The sequence below is a fragment of the Leisingera caerulea DSM 24564 genome, assembly GCF_000473325.1.
Classification (GTDB): domain Bacteria; phylum Pseudomonadota; class Alphaproteobacteria; order Rhodobacterales; family Rhodobacteraceae; genus Leisingera; species Leisingera caerulea.
Genome location: NZ_KI421513.1, coordinates 1,653,385 through 1,670,144, shown reverse-complemented (window position 1 = coordinate 1,670,144; position 16,760 = coordinate 1,653,385). Strand labels below are relative to the sequence as shown.

Genomic DNA, 16,760 nt, shown 5'->3' with positions numbered 1-16,760 from the left:
GGGATTTGGCCGAGCCTCAGCGATTCGCCGCATTTGCGAAGGCCGCAAACAGAATTGAAACGGCTATTTTGCGCCCCGGCCCCCTGCGGGGTGCCGCAAATCGGGGGCTCCGCCGCTGAAATTAACGCAGCGGAAACGAATCCCTCTGAGTGTTTCTCTATCAAGCGCCACCCAGCTGGCACCGCCCGCCGCCCCACTCAGGCTGCCGGGCAGACCGAAATGTTGATGGGAACTGCTCTCTAATGACCCGACTGTCCAAATTCTGGGGCAATATGCGGCTGGGCCGCAAGCTGCCGCTGTCCATCGCCGCGCCGACAATCCTGCTGACCCTTGCCTCGGGCTTTTTCTTTGCCTGGGAAGCCGGGCAAGCGCTGAAAGCCAACCGTGAAGCCGCGTATGCAACGCTGCTGGAGGAACGGAAGGAAGCACTCGAATCCTGGGTGGCAGATCTGCGCTCCCAGACCCGGACGCTGGTCGCCAGCAAAGCCGTCGAAACAGCGCTGCGCGACTTTTCCAACGGCTTCTATTCGCTGGGCGAGGATCCCGGCGGATACCTGCGCGCCACCTACGCCGACGGCAACCCCAACCCCGCTGGCGAACGTTACAAACTGCTGGACGCCAAGGACAAATCCGCCTGGTCTATCCGCCACAAGATGAACCACACCGGCTTTGTCACCTTTCTGGAGGAGCAGGGTTTCCTTGACGCCTACCTTTTGGATGTGCAGGGAAACATGGTCTATTCAGTCCATAAAAACGCCGATTTCGCGCTGAATTACTTAGACGGCGCGTACAAGGACAGCGGGCTGGGCCAGGCCTTCCGGACTGCGCTGGAGCTGGAACAGGGCGATGTGTTCCTTTCGAAGATGGCCGCTTATGAGCCGGGCGGCGGCGCCTCGGCCATGTTCATTTCCTCGCCGGTCTTCAAAAGGGGCGCGATTATGGGGGCCCTGGTCCTGCGCGTGCCCGTAGGCGAAATCGCCGGGATTCTGTCACATTCCGAGCTGCTGGGGGAGACCGGCCAGGCTTATCTGGTGCGCGGCGATGGCGTTGCCCTGACCGCTTCCAGCCGCGCGGGCGGCCACCAGATCCTGTCGCAGCTGCCCCAGCTGCAGCAGATCAATGCTGCAATCGATGGCGAGGAAAGCACGTTCTCCGGCACGCCGGGCCTGTCCGGCCAGCCGGTTGAGGCGATGGCCGGACGTGTCGGCCTGGACGACCGGACCTGGGGAATTGTGCTGGAGGTCGACAGCGCCGAGGCCCTGGCCGCACAGAAAAGCCTGGTCAATGCCGCCATGCTGCAGGCCGTTGGCGTTGCGCTTGCGGTGGCGCTGCTGTCCTGGGTGGCGGCCCGCGGCATCGCCCTCAAGGTTTCCGCCCTGTCCGAGAGCGTCGAACATATCGCGGCCAAGGATTACGAGCATCCGGTCGCGGGCAAGGGCAACGGGGACGAATTCGGCAATATCGCCGGGATATTAGAAGGGTTCAAAACCGATCTTCAGAATGCCCAGATCGCCGAAGAGGAACGGTCCGAGCTGCAGCGCCAGCAGGACCATGTCGTCAGCGAGCTGCGCAACGGTCTGAAGCATCTGGCAAGCGGGGACTTCTCCAGCACGATTGATGAGCCTTTCCCCGAGGCCTACAAAAGCCTGCGCCTCGACTTCAATCAGACGGTCAACACGCTGAACGCTACGGTGCGCGAAGTTGTCGAAGCCACCACCAGCATCCGCAACGGCACCTCGGAGATCAGCCAGGCATCAGACGACCTGTCGCAGCGCACCGAAAGCCAGGCAGCCACACTTGAACAGACCGCGGCGGCGCTGGACCAGATGACCGCCAGCGTCAAAGCGGCCGCCGATGGTGCGCGCCGGGTGGAAACCTCGATGAACGAAGCCCGGGATGAGGCCGAATCCAGCGGCCAGGTGGTTCAGAACGCGGTCTCTGCAATGACCGAGATTGAGCAATCCTCGGCCCACATCTCGCAGATTATCACTGTGATCGACGATATCGCCTTCCAGACCAACCTGCTGGCGCTGAATGCCGGGGTCGAGGCCGCGCGTGCCGGTGACGCCGGACGCGGCTTCGCGGTTGTTGCCTCCGAAGTGCGGGCGCTGGCGCAACGGTCCTCGGATGCGGCGATGGAGATCAAGGCGCTGATTTCCAACTCCGGTGAACAGGTGGCCAAGGGCGTGGACCTGGTCGGCAAGGCCGGCGAGGCACTGAACAGCATCGTCTCGCAGGTCACCCACATTTCGGGGCTGGTGTCGGGCATTGCCGAAGGTGCTGCTGAGCAGTCGACAGGCATTGGCGAGATCAACACCGGCGTGATGCAGCTGGATCAGGTGACCCAGCAGAATGCGGCCATGGTCGAGCAGATGACCGCGGCCGGCCAGCTGCTCAACGGCGACGCGTCCAAGCTGGCCGGGCTGGTGGCGCGGTTCAATGTCGGGCTGGAGATGCCGCCGCCGCGCCAGCCTTCCGAACCGGAACTGCCATCGGCTCATGGCACGGGCTGGAGTGATCTGCCGGAGGCCCCGGCGGCAGCCCCGGCCGCGCATGGCTCCGCGGCTCTGGCGAAATGGCAGGATTTCTGATTTCGCGCCAAGACACCTGTACCGGCTCGGGTCCGGACGCGGTGCCAGGTTTCGGCGGCCTGGCCGGCGGCAGCCTCGCGGCATGACCTGCCCGCCGCTGAAAGAGGTGGTGTTGTGAAAACCAGTTTTTCAGACTTTAAGGAGATCTTGGAGCAGAACCGGACTCCTGACCCGCAAAGCCCGGCGGCTGTCAGAGGAGTTTGGCGTAAATTCAAAAGGTGGCTAGATGGCCCTGAATAAGACTTCCGCAGGCTGGCTGCGCAGGCTCAGCAACCGGACCTACCTGCCCGCTTTGCTTGCTTTGGCAGTTGTCTGCGCCGCCGGGTATTATGCCGAAAGGCAGAACGACACCATCCACCACCAATCCGAACGCGCCCGGATCCAGCAGCAGGCCGGGCTGATCAAGTCCCGGCTGGAAGGCCAGCTGAACGGCGATTACCAGAGGCTGCGCGGGCTTGCTGCGATGCTGGCCACAGAACCGGACATGCCGCAATCCCGGTTCAGCCAGATTGCGGAACAGGTTTTGAAAGGGCAGACCGCGATCCGGCATATTGCTGCTGCCCCGCAACTGGTCGTCTCTTTGATTTACCCGATGAAAGGCAACGAACCGGCGCTCGGGCTGGATTACACCAGGAATGCTGCCCAGCGGGCGGCGGCGCACAGGGTGCGCGACAGCGGTGAAATGGTGCTGGCCGGACCAGTGAACCTGGTGCAGGGCGGCACCGGCTTCATCTACCGGCTGCCGATCTTCACCGGGCCGGAAGAGGAGCGAAAGTTCTGGGGCATTCTGTCCGCCGTTGTCGAAACCGGAACACTTTATGCAGAAACCGGCGTGGCCGGCGCAGATAGCGGGCTGGAAATTGCCCTCACTGGCAAGGACGGCACCGGTGCGGCCGGCCAGCAGTTTCTTGGGTCAGCGGATATTCCCGCCGGCGACCCGGTGCTGATGGAAATTAACCTGCCGGTTGGATCCTGGCAGCTGGCGGCCCGGCCTGCCGGCGGCTGGCAAAGCCGTCCGGGCAATCTGTGGCAGTTGCGTCTGGTGCTGCTGGCGGCCGGCACCCTGATTGTTTTTCCGACTTTCCTGGCCGGCAGGCTGTCTGCCGCACGGCAGACCGTGATCGGCCAGCTGCGGCGCCGGGAAGCGGAACTGGAAGCTGTTTCGCGGCGGCTGGAGATTGCGGTCAAGACCTCCAGAGTCGGCATCTGGGAATGCGATGCGGAAAACAGGCGCGTCACTTGGGACAGCCGGATGCATGAGCTGTACGGCGTGCCCCGGGAAGAGGGCCCGCTGTCGGGCACCGCCTGGAACGCCAGGCTGCACCCGCAGGACCGGGACCGGGTTGCCGAATCCCTGGACGCGGCAGAACGTGCCAAGACGAATTTTGCCTCTGAGTTCCGGATCGTGCTGGATGATGGCACGATCAAGCATATCCGGGCCCTGGCCAGCCCGTTTACCGACGCGCAGGGCCGCGACTGGATGATCGGCGTCAACTGGAATGTGTCCGAAGACGTCCGCCTGCGCGAGGAGCTGATCCACGCCAACCAGGCCTTGTCGGAACGGAATACCGAGCTGAAAGAGGGGAAGCGGGCACTGGAGGAAGCCCATGCGGAGCTCCAGAAACAGCAGGCGGAATTGTACCGCCTGTCACTGGTGGCCAAACATGCCTCCGACAGCATCATCCTGACGGATGCCAGGCGCAATATCCTTTGGGTCAACGACGCCTTTACGCGGGCCACCGGCTACTCCGCTGAAGAAGCAATCGGCAGCACCCCCTCGGACCTTCTGGACGGGCCCGACACCGACCTCAGTGTCATCCGGGAAATGAACCGCCACAAGGAACGCGGGGTCCGTTACCACAACGAGGTGCTCAACTACACCAAGTCGGGAGAAGAGGTCTGGTTTGACACCAACATCGTGCCGGTGACTGGTGCCGACGGCGAGGTCGACCTGATCATCGGCATCGAGCGCGACATCACCCGCAGCAAGCAGCGCGAGCGTGAACTGGCCGAGGCCAAGCTGGCAGCCGAACACGCAGACCGTGCCAAATCGGAATTCCTGGCCAACATGAGCCACGAAATCCGCACTCCGATGAACGGTATCATCGGCATGGCCGATCTGCTGGCGGAGGCAGACCTGACTGCCGACGACCAGCAGAATGTGGAGACGATCCGCAGCTCGGCGCAGGCGCTGCTGAAAATCATCAATGACATCCTCGACCTGTCGCGGCTGGAGGCGGGCAAATTCGCCATCACCCGGGAGGATTTCAACCTTCGGGACTGCATCGACAGCGCCGCCGATCTGTTCCGCCCGAAGGCTCTGGAAAAGGGCCTGTCAATGCAGGTCAGCTATGCAGCCGGCCTGCCCGTACGGCTGCACGGTGATGACGGGCGGCTGCGTCAGATCCTGGTCAACCTGATCGGCAATGCGGTGAAATTCACGCCCGAAGGCAAAATTGCAGTGCGGGTCTCGCAGGTCGGCGCGGATTCCTGCCGCCTCGTGGTCGAGGTTCAGGACAGCGGCATCGGTATTTCCGAAGCCCAGGCCAGCCACATCTTCGACCGCTTCACCCAGGCCGACGCCGCAACCACCAAGGCCTTCGGCGGCACCGGGCTGGGGCTGACGATTTCCAGCATGCTGGCCAAGCGGATGGGGGGCGGTATTTCGGTGCAATCGCAGCAGGGCCAAGGCTCCTGTTTCCGGCTGGAACTGCAGATGGCGCCGGCCGGCGAGGCGATGAGCAAAGTGGCACCGGCGCTTGCGGATGCACCGCCGCAGCTTGGGCCCTGCCGGGTTCTGCTGGCCGAAGACAATCAGACCAACAGGCTGCTGATCCGTAAATTCCTGCGCGGCCAGCCGGTTGATCTGGAAGAGGCCGGGAACGGCCGCGCGGCTGTGGAGATGTGCAAGGAGCTGCAGCCGGACATCATCCTGATGGACATGTCCATGCCGGAACTTGATGGCATTGGCGCCACCCGGGAAATCCGCAGCCTGCCGATTCCCCAGCCGGTGATCGTGGCCTTGACGGCCAATGCCTTCTCCAGCGACCGGCAGGCTTGTTTGGACGCCGGCATGGACCACTTTCTGGCCAAACCAGTGAAAAAGGCTGTGCTGCTGCACACTCTTGCCGCAGTTCTGGCTGAAGCGGCAGAGGCCCAGCAGCGGCCCCGTGCCAGTGCGTGACGGCGCAGTGTGCGGCCCTGTCAGGCAATGAACGGCCAAGCGGGCGCCGGCGCTAGACCGCCATCCCGATCAGCGACACGCCGGCAGCCATCAGCACCGCCGCCCCCAGGCGCCGCATCCAGTAGCCTTCCCTCAGAACGACAAAACCGATCAGCGCCGCAAATATCACCGAAGTTTCCCGCAGCGCAGACACCGCCCCCAGCGGGGCAAAGTTTTTCGCGTACAGCACCAGACCGTAGGCTGTCATCGACACCAGCCCGCCGGCGATGCCCAAAGCCCAGGTGCTTTTTGGCAGCCCCGCCAGGGTCTTGCGCTTGCGCACGGCAATGAAGCCCGCGATGAAGATGTGCAGGAACGCCCCCCAGGCCCAATAGCTCAGCGTGTTGCCGGACAGGCGCACCCCCATGCCGTCGACCAGCGAATAAACAGAAATGCAAAAACCCGTCCCGGCGGCAAAACCCAGCGCTGCATGCCCCACGCCGGAGCGCAGCGCTTTCCAGCTGCTAAGCTGGATGCCGAGCGCGATCACCCCAATCCCGATCCAGGCCTGCAGCGGCAGCACCTCCCCGGCGAAGATCATCGCCCAGATGCCCACCAGCGCCGGCACGATGCCCCGGGCAATCGGATAGACGACGCTCAGGTCGCCATGCTGATAGGCGCGCCCCAGCATGTAAAAATAGCCAAAGTGCACGGCCGTGGAGAGCAGGATGTAGACAAAGCTCTCCGCCGAAGGCAGCGGCAGCACCGCGATCATCACGGAAGCAGGGATGACGTGGCCAAAGGCAACCAGCCCCAGTGTGGTGGTGCGGTCGGCCGCAGTTTTGACAATGGCGTTCCACACCGCATGCAACAGCGCCGCTGACAGAATGATGGCAATGATAAAGGGGGTCATGATGGTGATAAATCTTTTAATAGAAGGCCGGGACGTGCATTAATCGGTTCCTTCCGGCCGCATCTCCTCGATCAGGCGGGTCTCCAGCAGCTGGCCGTTGCGGTAGAGCACCGGATAGGCCACCGCGGCGATGTGGCTGTTGAATTCGCGCAAGGCGCGCAGCGTCTCGAGGTGGATGTCCGAGGTGTCGAAACTGTCGCGGGCGCCGTGCTGCAGCCGCCGCAGGTGGCGCTTGCGGCTGTCGCGCTCCATCCGCTTCAGCTCGGTCTTCTCCAGGCTCAACAGCCGCGCGCTCTCCAGGTCATCGGAAATCAGCACGTTGGAGGCCAGCTGCATATTGGCCAGGATCGCCTCATGCATGCGGGTGATCTCCAGCCAGCCGTCGCGGGAAAACCGCAGCTCCTTCTTGCGCATCTCGCCGGCCAGCACCGTCAGGCGGCGGGCCACCACATCGCCCGCGGTCTCCAGCCGGATGGCGTATTCCATCAGGCTGCGGGCGGTCTTCAGCTGCTCCTCGCTGAACGCCTCCTCCGGAACCGCCGCCACATACTGGCGGATGCCCGACAGGCAGGCGTTGACCTCTTCGTCCATCTGCTGCACAGCACGGATCTGCTCCTTGCTGCCGCCCTCGTACAGCTCCAGCACCGGGCGGAACATGGCGCCCACCTGGTCGGCCATCCGCAGCAGCTCGCGCTTGAGGTTGGCCACGGCCTGCGCGGGCGAGCCGTAGCTGCCCTGCTCCAGCGCGCTGACCGGCCGCCCCGGCGGCTGCGCCCTGGGCGCCGCCGGGTCCGGGAACAGCCGCGCGAAGACACCGCCAAGCGGGGTGCAGAGCGGCAGCGCCAGCAGCAAAAGCGCGGCGTTGAAGGCGAGATGCGCGCTGACCAGCATCTGGCCGCCCTGCGGATCGCCGAGCCAGCCCACCCGCAGCGCCAGATTGGCGCCGAACAGGCACAGCACCGCCCAGGTGCCGCGCAGGGCCAGGTTGGCATAGGGAATGCGCCGCGCCCGCAGGTCCATGCCGCGGCTGAGCCAGACCGGAATGAAGGCGGAGCCGAAATTCGCCCCCAGAACCAGCGACAGCCCGGCGGCAAAGGGAAGGGCGCCGATCTGCACCAGGGTGACGCACATCAGGATCGCCGCGACGGAGGAATGCATCACAAAGGCCAGCGCGCCGCCCGCCAGAAAGGCGGTGACATAGTCGCGCGCGAGGTAGCCCGCGATGGCGGGCAGGAAGGCGCTGCCGCGGATCGGATCCATCGCCTCGCGCAGAAACCTGAGCGATATCAATATGAAGGCGACTCCCATCAGGATCCGCCCCAGCTGCCGCGCCTTTTTGGCCTCGGTCTTCACAAACAGGTAGCCGCCCGCCGCCAGCAGCACCGGCACCAGCCAGTCGAGCTTGAACGACAGGATCTGGATGATCAGCGCCGAGCCGAGATCGCCGCCCAGCACGATCGCCAGCCCGGTTGGAAAGGCGAGATAGCCGCTGGCGGCGAAGCCGGATGTGAGCAGCGCCACCGCGGCCGAGCTTTGCAGCACGATGGCGAGGATCAGCCCCATCAGGCCCGCCTGCAGATGGCTCTGCCGCCCGGTCAGCAGCCGCTGGAACGAGGCGCCATAGCTGCGCTCGATACCGGTGCGCACCATCCGCACCGCATACAGCAGCAGCATCGTCGCGCCCGCGAGGCTGATCAGAAATGTCAGTATCGCCATATCAGGTTCCAGTCGCCTCTCCCGGCAAGGAAACATCTGTCCCAAGGAGGATGATAGCCGTACCAGCGCAGCCAGGGCACAGGTGCAACGGGTGCAAGCGCAAAGCCCCGGCATTCCAGCCTTGAGCCGCGGCCTGAATTGCAGCCAGTTTACTCACCCTTGTTTTCCAGGCGCGATGTCTGTCCTTACGCCCCAGCCATCCAGCGCAGCAGCCAGTTTTTTGCCAGGAGCCTGATCCGTGAACAAAAGATCGATTCTGCGCGGTGACGGGCCGCAATGCGGTGCGGTTTCGTCAAACTTGGGATGGGCGATTGCGACAGCAAGCTGGTCGGTGCACTCCGCAACAACGCGCGCGAGCTGCGCCTCAGCTGCGCTGTGGTACAGGATCCCCTGCTTGGCGGAAAACCCGTCCGCCGACAGGATGGCCAGGTCCAGCGCAAAGCGGCGCACCTGCTGTTCGGTGACAAAGCCGAATGTGCCGCGCTCATTGCTTTGCAATTCGCCGCCCAGGAAATGCACCCGGTTGCCGTTATGGTTTGCCAGCGTCTGTGCGGCGCCTATGGAGTTGGTCACCACGACCAGGCCGGATTTCTGCCGCAGCTCCTCGGCGGCAAACGCGGTGGTGGAGCCCACATCCAGAAACAGCGCCATGCCATCGCGGACATGCGCGGCAACCCGGGCGGCAATCTGCGCCTTCTCCTTCTGGTTCTCGGATATGCGCCGGGCAAAGCTGGTGGCACTTTGCGGCCCGGCCAGAAAGGCACCGCCGTGCACGCGCTGCACAGCACCCGCCTTGTCCAGGGCCTTGATGGTGCGGCGCACCGTTTCCTCGGAGACATCAAGCATCCTGGCAAGCTCCGCACTGCGGGCCGAACCGCCCAGACGGCGCAAGGCGTCAACAAGCTCCATTTCGCGGTGGGAAAGGGAAAGAGACTCCGGCAAGAGGCAACCTGTAAGCAACTGCAGACTTCATGCGATTAGGCATCGCTTGCCGCCGTATTACAGCAACACCCCACAGTTTCCCACAAATTTTTGGACTTTCCCGGCAGATTTGCGGAATCCCCTTGCAAAACATCCCTGCCCTCCCGTCCCGCCGCCAAACGCTCCCGCCCCTTTCAGGCCCGCCTGCGGCCGCCCCAAAGGCGTTGGGCGGGGCGCGGGAGGGCTGCCTGTGCGGCAAAGCAAAACCGCCGCGGCTGACGGGCCGCGGCGGTTCAATTTCTTTAGACCTGCGAAAGGGCTTACAGGTTCGGGTACAGCGGGAATTTGGCGCAGAGGTCCGCGACCTTGGCGCGCACCGAGGCTTCCACATCCGCGTTGCCGTCCTCACCGTTGGCCGCCAGCCCGTCGATCACCTCGATGATCAGGTCGGCGATCTGGCGGAACTCGGCCTCGCCGAAGCCGCGGGTGGTGCCGGCAGGCGTGCCCAGGCGCAAGCCGGAGGTCACGGTCGGCTTTTCCGGGTCGAACGGGATGCCGTTCTTGTTGGTGGTGATGTGGGCGCGGCCCAGCGCCTTGTCGGCGATGTTGCCGGTCACGCCCTTGGGCCGCAGGTCGACCAGCATCACATGGGTGTCGGTGCCGCCGGTCACGATGTCCAGGCCGCCCTGGATCAGCTGGTCCGCCAGCGCCGCCGCGTTTGCCCGCACCTGCTTCTGATATTCCTTGAACTCCGGCTTCAGCGCCTCGCCGAAGGCCGCCGCCTTGCCTGCGATCACATGCATCAGCGGGCCGCCCTGGATGCCAGGGAAGATCGCCGAGTTCACTTTCTTGGCGATCGCCTCGTCGTTGGTCACGATCATGCCGCCGCGGGGGCCGCGCAGGGTCTTGTGGGTGGTTGTGGTGGCGACATGCGCATGCGGGAACGGCGAGGGGTGCTCACCGGCGGCGATCAGGCCCGCGATATGGGCCATGTCGACCATGAAGTAGGCGCCGACGCTGTCCGCGATTTCACGGAACTTGGCAAAGTCGATCTGGCGCGGGATGGCGGAGCCGCCGGCGATGATCAGCTTGGGCTGGTGCTCGGTGGCCAGTGCCTGGATCTGGTCGTAGTCGATCAGGTTGTCGCTTTTGCGCACGCCGTAGTGCACCGCGTTGAACCACTTGCCCGACTGGTTCGGCGCCGCGCCGTGGGTCAGGTGGCCGCCGGAGGCCAGATCCATGCCGAGGATGGTGTCGCCGGGCTGGATCAGCGCCTGGAACACGCCCTGGTTCGCCTGGGAGCCGGAGTTCGGCTGCACGTTGGCGAATTCGCAGCCAAAGAGCTGCTTGGCGCGGTCGATCGCCAGGTTTTCGGCGACATCGACATACTGGCAGCCGCCGTAGTAGCGGCGCCCCGGGTAGCCTTCGGCGTATTTGTTGGTCAGCACAGAGCCCTGCGCTTCCATCACCGCGGCGGAGACGATGTTCTCGGAGGCAATCAGCTCGATCTCGTCGCGCTGGCGGCCCAGTTCCGCGGTGATCGAGGCATAAAGCTCAGGATCGCGCTCGGCGAGGGATTGGGTGAAAAAGAGGTCTTTGGACATTCGGGGCTCCTGTCTATCCAGTCCAGCCAAGGCCCGCGGCCACACAGTTCATCGACTGCATCAGCGGGACCGGCACTGTAGAAGATTTCCGGGCGCGTTCTTCCCGCAGGAGGCGCACCTGGGTTTTATGGATTTCGCGCAGCATGGTCTCGACCCGGCCGAAGCGGGCGCGCAGGCGCGGGAAACGGGCGGCCAGGCTGCAGTCTCCGGTCAGGAACAGGATGGCTTCGCGGGCCAGCTGATACTCCTTGCGGATAGAGCCAAAGGTCCGCTCACGGATTTCCGCGTCCTGCACCAAGCTCGCGTAATCGGCGGCGATGTCCATGTCGCTTTGCAGCAGGGTCTTTTCGACCTCATCCACAACCAGCCGGAACAGCGGCGAATTGCTGAACATGTCCTGCAGCACCGCCTCGCCGCGCGCGCTGCGGAACTTGCGGAAACTGGCAACTGCAGAGCCGAAGCCATACCAGCCGGTGATCATGTGGCGGTTCTGCGACCAGGCAAAGACCCAGGGGATCGCCCGCAAATCCTCCAGCGACCCGGCCCCGAAGCGGCGGGCGGGGCGCGAGCCGATCTTGAGCATCGCCAGTTCTTCCACAGGGCTGGCCTGCTGGAAATAGTCCAGGAAACCAGGCCCGTTCAGCAGGTTGGAATACGCCGCCTGGGACATGCCCGCCAGCGCCTCGAACGCATCATCGTGCTCCGGGTTCACCGGCGGTGTGCCTTCCTGCAGCGAATGGCGCAGCACGGAAGAGGCCATAAGCTCCAGCTGGTGCAGCGCGGTGCCGCGGTTGGCGTATTTGGAGCTGACCACCTCGCCCTGCTCAGTGATCCGCATCCGGCCTGCAATGGTGCCCGCGGGCTGGGCGGCAATGGCGCGCTCAGCCGGGGCGCCCCCGCGCGAGACCGAGCCGCCGCGGCCATGGAAGAAGACCGGCTGCATCCGGTGCGCCGCCAGGGTGCGGGTGATCAGGCGCTGCGCTTTTTCAAGCTCCCAAGTGGAACATAGGAAGCCGCCGTCCTTGTTGCTGTCGGAATAGCCCAGCATCACCTCGATCCGGTTGTCGCCGGATTTCAGCGAACGGCGGGCGAAGGGGACGTCCAAGAGGCCGCTGAGAATGCCAGGGGCCGCCCGAAGGTCGCCGATGGTTTCAAACAGCGGCACAACTTTCAGCGCTGCCTTTTCGGCTCCGAACCCGGCGTAGCGCGCCAGCAGGTAGACCCCCAGCAGATCGTCGGTAGAGCGGGTCATCGACAGGATGAAAGGACCCATTGCCTGGGGATCTTCGCCAGCCCCGGCATCGCGCATCAGCCGCAGCAGCTTCAGCAGCTCGCCGCTTTGCGGGCTGAGCTCATCCGGCATCATGTAAGGCAGCGAGGCGCTGCCCAGTTCGCGGCGCAGCCGTTCGGACCACCCGGGGCTGCCGAATTCGGGCACATCACCAGAGCGCGCCCAGATTTCGGTCAGCGTTTTGGTGGTCACGGTGGAGTTCTGGCGGACGTCCAGCGTCACCGTGCGGAAGCCAAAGACATCGGCCTGCCAACGGATCGGGCGGACATAGCGGGCCGCCAGCCGGTGTGCACCGATTTCTTCCAGCGCTTCCTCGACTTGGGTGAGGTCGCTGATGAAGTCGCCAAGGTGGGCGTAGGCGCCGGGTTCTTCGGCTGCGGTTGCCCGGATGCGGGCCAGGATTGCTGTCAAAGCCTGACGGAAGACTTCCCCGGGATTGCGGGCTTCGAAACCGGCAGCACCTGGTGCAGCTTCGATGATCTTTGCCAGCCGTGCGGTGGCACTGCCAGGCAAAGCAAACACAGCCGCGGAGATGGAAATCCGCTCGGCTGCGGTGGTCAGCGCTTTCTGGTAGCGTTTCAGGATCGCTGCCCGGTTCGCTGTCAGCGCTGCCGCGGTCGCCTCCACCGTAACATTCGGGTTGCCGTCGCGGTCGCCGCCGATCCAGGAGTGGAACTTGAGGCAGGGCGCATCGGCGGTGGCGCCCAGGCGCGGCTCGGCAGCGGCAATGTAGCGATCAAACAGTTGCGGCACCGCCTCGTACAGGCTGTCGCGGAAGAACTGCAGGCCCCATTGGATTTCGTCCTGCAGGCTGGGGCGGTCGCGGCGCAGCTCGCCCGTCATCCACAAGAGGTCGATCTCGGAGCGCAGGTCCTCCAGCAGCTCAACCCGCTCGCGCGGGGTCCAGCGCTTGGCCTCCAGCGACACCAGCCCGCGGTAGATACGGCGGTGGATTTCCAGGATGGTGACGCGCTTGGCCTCGGTCGGGTGCGCGGTCAGGGTCGGGCCGATGGAGAATTGGCTTGCCACCTCCTGGAGCCGTTCCGGCGTGGCCAGCTCCCCGGCCAGGTCGAGGGCGCGGGCAAAGCTGCCTTCGACCACTTCCGGGCCATCCTGGGTCTCGGCCATGCGGCGGTCGCGCATGGCGGCGTTCTCCTCGACGATCTTCAGCAGCTGGAACCAGATGTTGAAGGCCTGCAGATAAGGGGTCGCCGGCTGATCGCCGGACAGGTCCCAGGCGGACTCGCCAATGGCCTTCTGGGCCACTTCGGGCGCGCGCTGGCGCAGAACATCCAGCCACAAGCCGTGGAGTTCATTGCGAAGCCCGGCAGCATAGCCGGTGTCTTCGACCCCGGCATGAGTTGTTTCGGCAGGATCTCCCATCACATCACCCGGTCGCGCGGCTCGCGCCCTGCAAAGAAATCGGTCAGGTTATCAATCACGCGAAAGCCCATCGCCTCGCGCGCCTCCCGGGTGGCACTGCCCAGGTGCGGCAGCATCACCAGGTTGTCGCAATCCATCAGGTCCGGGTTGATGCACGGCTCGCCGTCGAACACATCCAGCCCGGCGCCGCCGATGGTTTCGAACCACAGGGCGCGGGACAGGGCCAGTTCGTCGATCACTTCGCCGCGGGCCGTATTAATAAGGAAGGCGTCCGGCTTCATCAGGTTCAGCATCCGGGTGTTGATCAGATGCCGGTTTGCAGCCCCGCCGGGGCAGTGCAGCGAGACAAAGTCGCACTGCGGCATCAGCTCTTCCAGGCTGTCTGTCTGGGTCGCGTTGTAGCGGGCCAGCACATCAGGTGACACGCGGGAGCGGTTCTGCACCACGATCTTCATGCCGAACCCGTGGTGGGCACGCCGGGCCATTTCCTGGCCGATGCGGCCGAAACCGACGATGCCCAGCGTCTTGCCGGAGACCTTGGTGCCGACCAGATGTGTCGGGCGCCAGCCGGTCCACTGACCGGCGCGCAGCTCGCGCTCGCCCTCGCTCGCGCGACGGGCCACCATCAAAAGCAGCGTCATGGCGATATCAGCAGTGCATTCGCTGAGCACATCCGGCGTGTTGGTCACCGTCATGCTGTGACCTGCTGCGCCGTGCATATCAATGTGAGAGTAGCCAACACCGTAGTTGGCAATGATCCGGGCTTGCGGCTTGGCGATGTCGAACGCCTTGGCGGAAATCCTGTCGGTCACGGTCGGCAGCACCGCGTCATAGGATCTCATCGCATCGCGCAGCTCGCCTTCGCTCAGCGGCGTGTCACCGGTATTCAGCACAGCATCAAAGGCTTCAGAAAGCTGCGCCTCGACTGCGGCGGGCCAGCGGCGGGTCACAAGAACCTTGGGCTTTGCCATGATGTCATCTCCCTGTCGTGCTTATGCTTTATTAATGCGCTCCACCCCCGCCATTGCCCCAGGCCAGGGGTGGAGCGTCGCGCCTGACCCAAAGCCGGATCAGGCGGCGTTCTTTTTCATCACGCTTGCGATGGTTTCGCCGATCACTGCGGGGTTTTCGGCAACGGTCACGCCGGCCGCCGACAGGATCTCCACCTTCTCGGAGGCGCTCTCGCCGAAGGCCGAGATGATCGCGCCCGCGTGGCCCATGGTGCGGCCCTTGGGTGCGGTCAGACCCGCGACATAGGCCACAACCGGCTTGGTCACGTGGTTCTTGATGTAATCCGCCGCTTCTGCTTCTTGCGGGCCGCCGATTTCACCGATCATCGCGATGACCTCGGTTTCCGGATCCTTCTCGAACCATTCCAGGATATCCTTGAAGGAGGAGCCGTTGATCGGATCGCCACCGATGCCGACGGAGGTGGAAACCCCCAGGCCCAGCTCTTTCAACTGCGCCGCGGCTTCATACCCCAGGGTGCCGGACCGGCCGATGATGCCCACGGTGCCCGGCAGGTAGATGTGGCCCGGCATGATGCCCAGCAGCGCCTTGCCCGGCGAGATGGTGCCCGCGCAGTTCGGTCCGGTCAGGATCATCCGCTTATCCTTCGGATAGCGGTACATGTAGCGTTTCACCCGGATCATGTCCTGCGCCGGGATGCCGTCGGTGATGCAGACGCAATAGTTGATGCCCGCATCCGCCGCTTCCATGATGGAGTCGGCTGCAAACGGCGGCGGCACGAACACCAAGGAGGCATTGGCGCCGGTGGCCTCCACCGCTTCCTTCACGGTGTTGAAGACAGGCACGCCCTCGACGGTCTCGCCGCCCTTGCCCGGTACAACGCCGCCTACGACGTTGGTTCCGTATTCGATCATATCCTTGGTGTGGAACCGGGCAATCTTGCCGGTGATGCCCTGAACGATGACTTTGCTTTCGCGATCAAGAAGGATGCTCATTTAACTGCCCTCACACGAGTGTTCTGGTCGAGGTCGTTTTTCCACGCACCAACGGCCCGCTCAGCGGCTTCCATCAGCGAGGTTGCGCGGATCAGCGGCAGGCCGGACTGGGCCAGGATCTTCTGGCCTTCCTCCACGTTTGTGCCGGCAAGGCGGACCACCACGGGCACGTCGACCTGCACTTCGCGCAGCGCCTGCACGACGCCCTCCGCCACCCAGTCGCAGCGGTTGATACCGGCGAAGATATTGACCAGAACCGCCTGCACGTTGCTGTCGGACATCACCAGGCGGAACGCCTTGGCGACCCGCTCGGGCGTGGCACCGCCGCCGATGTCCAGGAAGTTGGCAGGCTCACCGCCGGCCAGCTTGATGGTGTCCATAGTTGCCATCGCCAGGCCTGCGCCGTTCACGATGCAGCCGATGTTGCCTTCCAGGCCGACATAAGACAGGCCGCGGTCGGCGGCGCGGCTTTCGCGCGGGTCTTCCTGGCTCTTGTCGCGCAGCTCAGCGATCTGCGGGTGGCGGAAAAGGGCGTTGTCGTCAAAGGTCATCTTGGCATCCAGCGCGATGACCCGGTTGTCCGAGGTGACCACCAGCGGGTTGATCTCAACCATGGTGGCATCCAGTTCCGAAAACGCCTGATAGCAGCCTTTGAGCGTGCGCACCATCTGCTGCGTCATCGCCGGCTCGATGCCCAGGGCAAAAGCAATCTCGCGCGCCTGGAAATCCTGCAGGCCGACTGCCGGTTCAACGGTCGAGCGCACGATGGACTCGGGCCGCTCGGCAGAGATCTCCTCAATCTCCATACCGCCTTCGGACGAGGCAACGATCATCACCCGCTGGCTGGACCGGTCCAGCACAAAGCCCAGATAGATCTCGCGGGCGATCGGTACCGCACCTTCGACATAGACACGGTAGATGCCTTTGCCTTCGGGGCCGGTCTGGTGGGTCACCAGCTTTTTGCCGAACAGGTTTTCGGTCGCCTCATAGATCTCAGCTTCGGAGTTGCACAGCTTGACGCCGCCCGCCTTGCCGCGGCCGCCGGCATGGACCTGGGCCTTGACGATCCATTTGTCGCCGCCCAGTTCCCGTGCGCGGTAGGCCGCCTGCTCGGGGCTGTAGGCCAGCGCGCCCGGCGGAACGGTCACGCCGAAGTTGCTCAGAACTTCCTTGGCCTGATACTCGTGGATATCCATGGTCCTCTCCTCCTCATG

10 protein-coding genes are annotated in these 16,760 nt (G+C 64.3%); 2 read left to right on the top strand and 8 right to left on the bottom strand.

All coding sequences use genetic code 11. The features are described from left to right. The first annotated feature begins 242 nt into the window (after positions 1 to 242). Both CAER_RS0115400 and CAER_RS0115395 read left to right on the top strand, forming a co-directional pair. Entirely contained in the window at positions 243 to 2,591 is a 2,349-nt protein-coding gene (locus tag CAER_RS0115400) for a methyl-accepting chemotaxis protein (RefSeq protein ID WP_027236215.1), read from the top strand. Between the two features lie 226 nt (positions 2,592 to 2,817). After that, positions 2,818 to 5,775, top strand: a complete 2,958-nt coding sequence (locus tag CAER_RS0115395) for a PAS domain S-box protein (protein WP_027236214.1) — start codon at positions 2,818 to 2,820, stop codon at positions 5,773 to 5,775. A gap of 52 nt (positions 5,776 to 5,827) precedes the next feature. Here the strand turns inward: CAER_RS0115395 and CAER_RS0115390 are convergent, their stop codons facing one another. The 8 genes from CAER_RS0115390 to CAER_RS0115355 all read right to left on the bottom strand — a co-directional run bounded on the left by CAER_RS0115390 (position 5,828) and on the right by CAER_RS0115355 (position 16,742). Beyond that, positions 5,828 to 6,667 carry a DMT family transporter gene (locus CAER_RS0115390; RefSeq protein WP_027236213.1) on the bottom strand — a complete coding sequence of 280 codons (840 nt, stop codon included), beginning with the start codon at positions 6,665 to 6,667 and terminating at the stop codon, positions 5,828 to 5,830. A gap of 39 nt (positions 6,668 to 6,706) precedes the next feature. After that, positions 6,707 to 8,383 (bottom strand): Na/Pi cotransporter family protein, encoded by a 1,677-nt coding sequence (locus CAER_RS0115385; protein ID WP_027236212.1) that lies wholly within the window; start codon positions 8,381 to 8,383, stop codon positions 6,707 to 6,709. A 153-nt stretch (positions 8,384 to 8,536) separates the two neighbouring features. Further along, positions 8,537 to 9,292: a DeoR/GlpR family DNA-binding transcription regulator gene (locus CAER_RS0115380; protein WP_036797337.1), complete on the bottom strand. Its 756-nt coding sequence runs from the start codon at positions 9,290 to 9,292 to the stop codon at positions 8,537 to 8,539. Positions 9,293 to 9,624: 332 nt separating this feature from the next. Beyond that, complete coding sequence (gene glyA, locus CAER_RS0115375) at positions 9,625 to 10,908, bottom strand: serine hydroxymethyltransferase (RefSeq protein WP_027236210.1); 1,284 nt, start codon at positions 10,906 to 10,908, stop codon at positions 9,625 to 9,627. A 13-nt stretch (positions 10,909 to 10,921) separates the two neighbouring features. Further along, positions 10,922 to 13,582, bottom strand: coding sequence for a phosphoenolpyruvate carboxylase (locus tag CAER_RS0115370; protein WP_027236209.1), 2,661 nt, complete (start codon positions 13,580 to 13,582; stop codon positions 10,922 to 10,924). Further along, a complete protein-coding gene (locus CAER_RS0115365; protein ID WP_027236208.1) occupies positions 13,582 to 14,553 on the bottom strand; it encodes a 2-hydroxyacid dehydrogenase in 972 nt (323 codons plus the stop codon). The genes CAER_RS0115370 and CAER_RS0115365 overlap by 1 nt, the downstream gene beginning before the upstream one ends. A 99-nt stretch (positions 14,554 to 14,652) precedes the next feature. Next, entirely contained in the window at positions 14,653 to 15,546 is an 894-nt protein-coding gene (gene sucD, locus CAER_RS0115360) for a succinate--CoA ligase subunit alpha (RefSeq protein WP_027236207.1), read from the bottom strand. Next, positions 15,543 to 16,742: a malate--CoA ligase subunit beta gene (locus CAER_RS0115355; RefSeq protein ID WP_027236206.1), complete on the bottom strand. Its 1,200-nt coding sequence runs from the start codon at positions 16,740 to 16,742 to the stop codon at positions 15,543 to 15,545. Before CAER_RS0115355 ends, sucD begins: the two co-directional genes overlap by 4 nt. Between the last annotated feature and the right edge of the window lie 18 nt (positions 16,743 to 16,760).

Bases quoted from the DNA above. Each gene is read 5' to 3' on its own strand.
- CAER_RS0115370 (WP_027236209.1), bottom strand. From the start codon at position 13,582: ATGGGAGATCCTGCCGAAACAACTCATGCCGGGGTCGAAGACACCGGC.
- CAER_RS0115390 (WP_027236213.1), bottom strand. From the start codon at position 6,667: ATGACCCCCTTTATCATTGCCATCATTCTGTCAGCGGCGCTGTTGCAT.
- CAER_RS0115395 (WP_027236214.1), top strand. From the start codon at position 2,818: ATGGCCCTGAATAAGACTTCCGCAGGCTGGCTGCGCAGGCTCAGCAAC.
- CAER_RS0115355 (WP_027236206.1), bottom strand. From the start codon at position 16,742: ATGGATATCCACGAGTATCAGGCCAAGGAAGTTCTGAGCAACTTCGGC.
- CAER_RS0115365 (WP_027236208.1), bottom strand. From the start codon at position 14,553: ATGGCAAAGCCCAAGGTTCTTGTGACCCGCCGCTGGCCCGCCGCAGTC.
- CAER_RS0115400 (WP_027236215.1), top strand. From the start codon at position 243: ATGACCCGACTGTCCAAATTCTGGGGCAATATGCGGCTGGGCCGCAAG.
- CAER_RS0115385 (WP_027236212.1), bottom strand. From the start codon at position 8,383: ATGGCGATACTGACATTTCTGATCAGCCTCGCGGGCGCGACGATGCTG.
- sucD (WP_027236207.1), bottom strand. From the start codon at position 15,546: ATGAGCATCCTTCTTGATCGCGAAAGCAAAGTCATCGTTCAGGGCATC.
- CAER_RS0115380 (WP_036797337.1), bottom strand. From the start codon at position 9,292: ATGGAGCTTGTTGACGCCTTGCGCCGTCTGGGCGGTTCGGCCCGCAGT.
- glyA (WP_027236210.1), bottom strand. From the start codon at position 10,908: ATGTCCAAAGACCTCTTTTTCACCCAATCCCTCGCCGAGCGCGATCCT.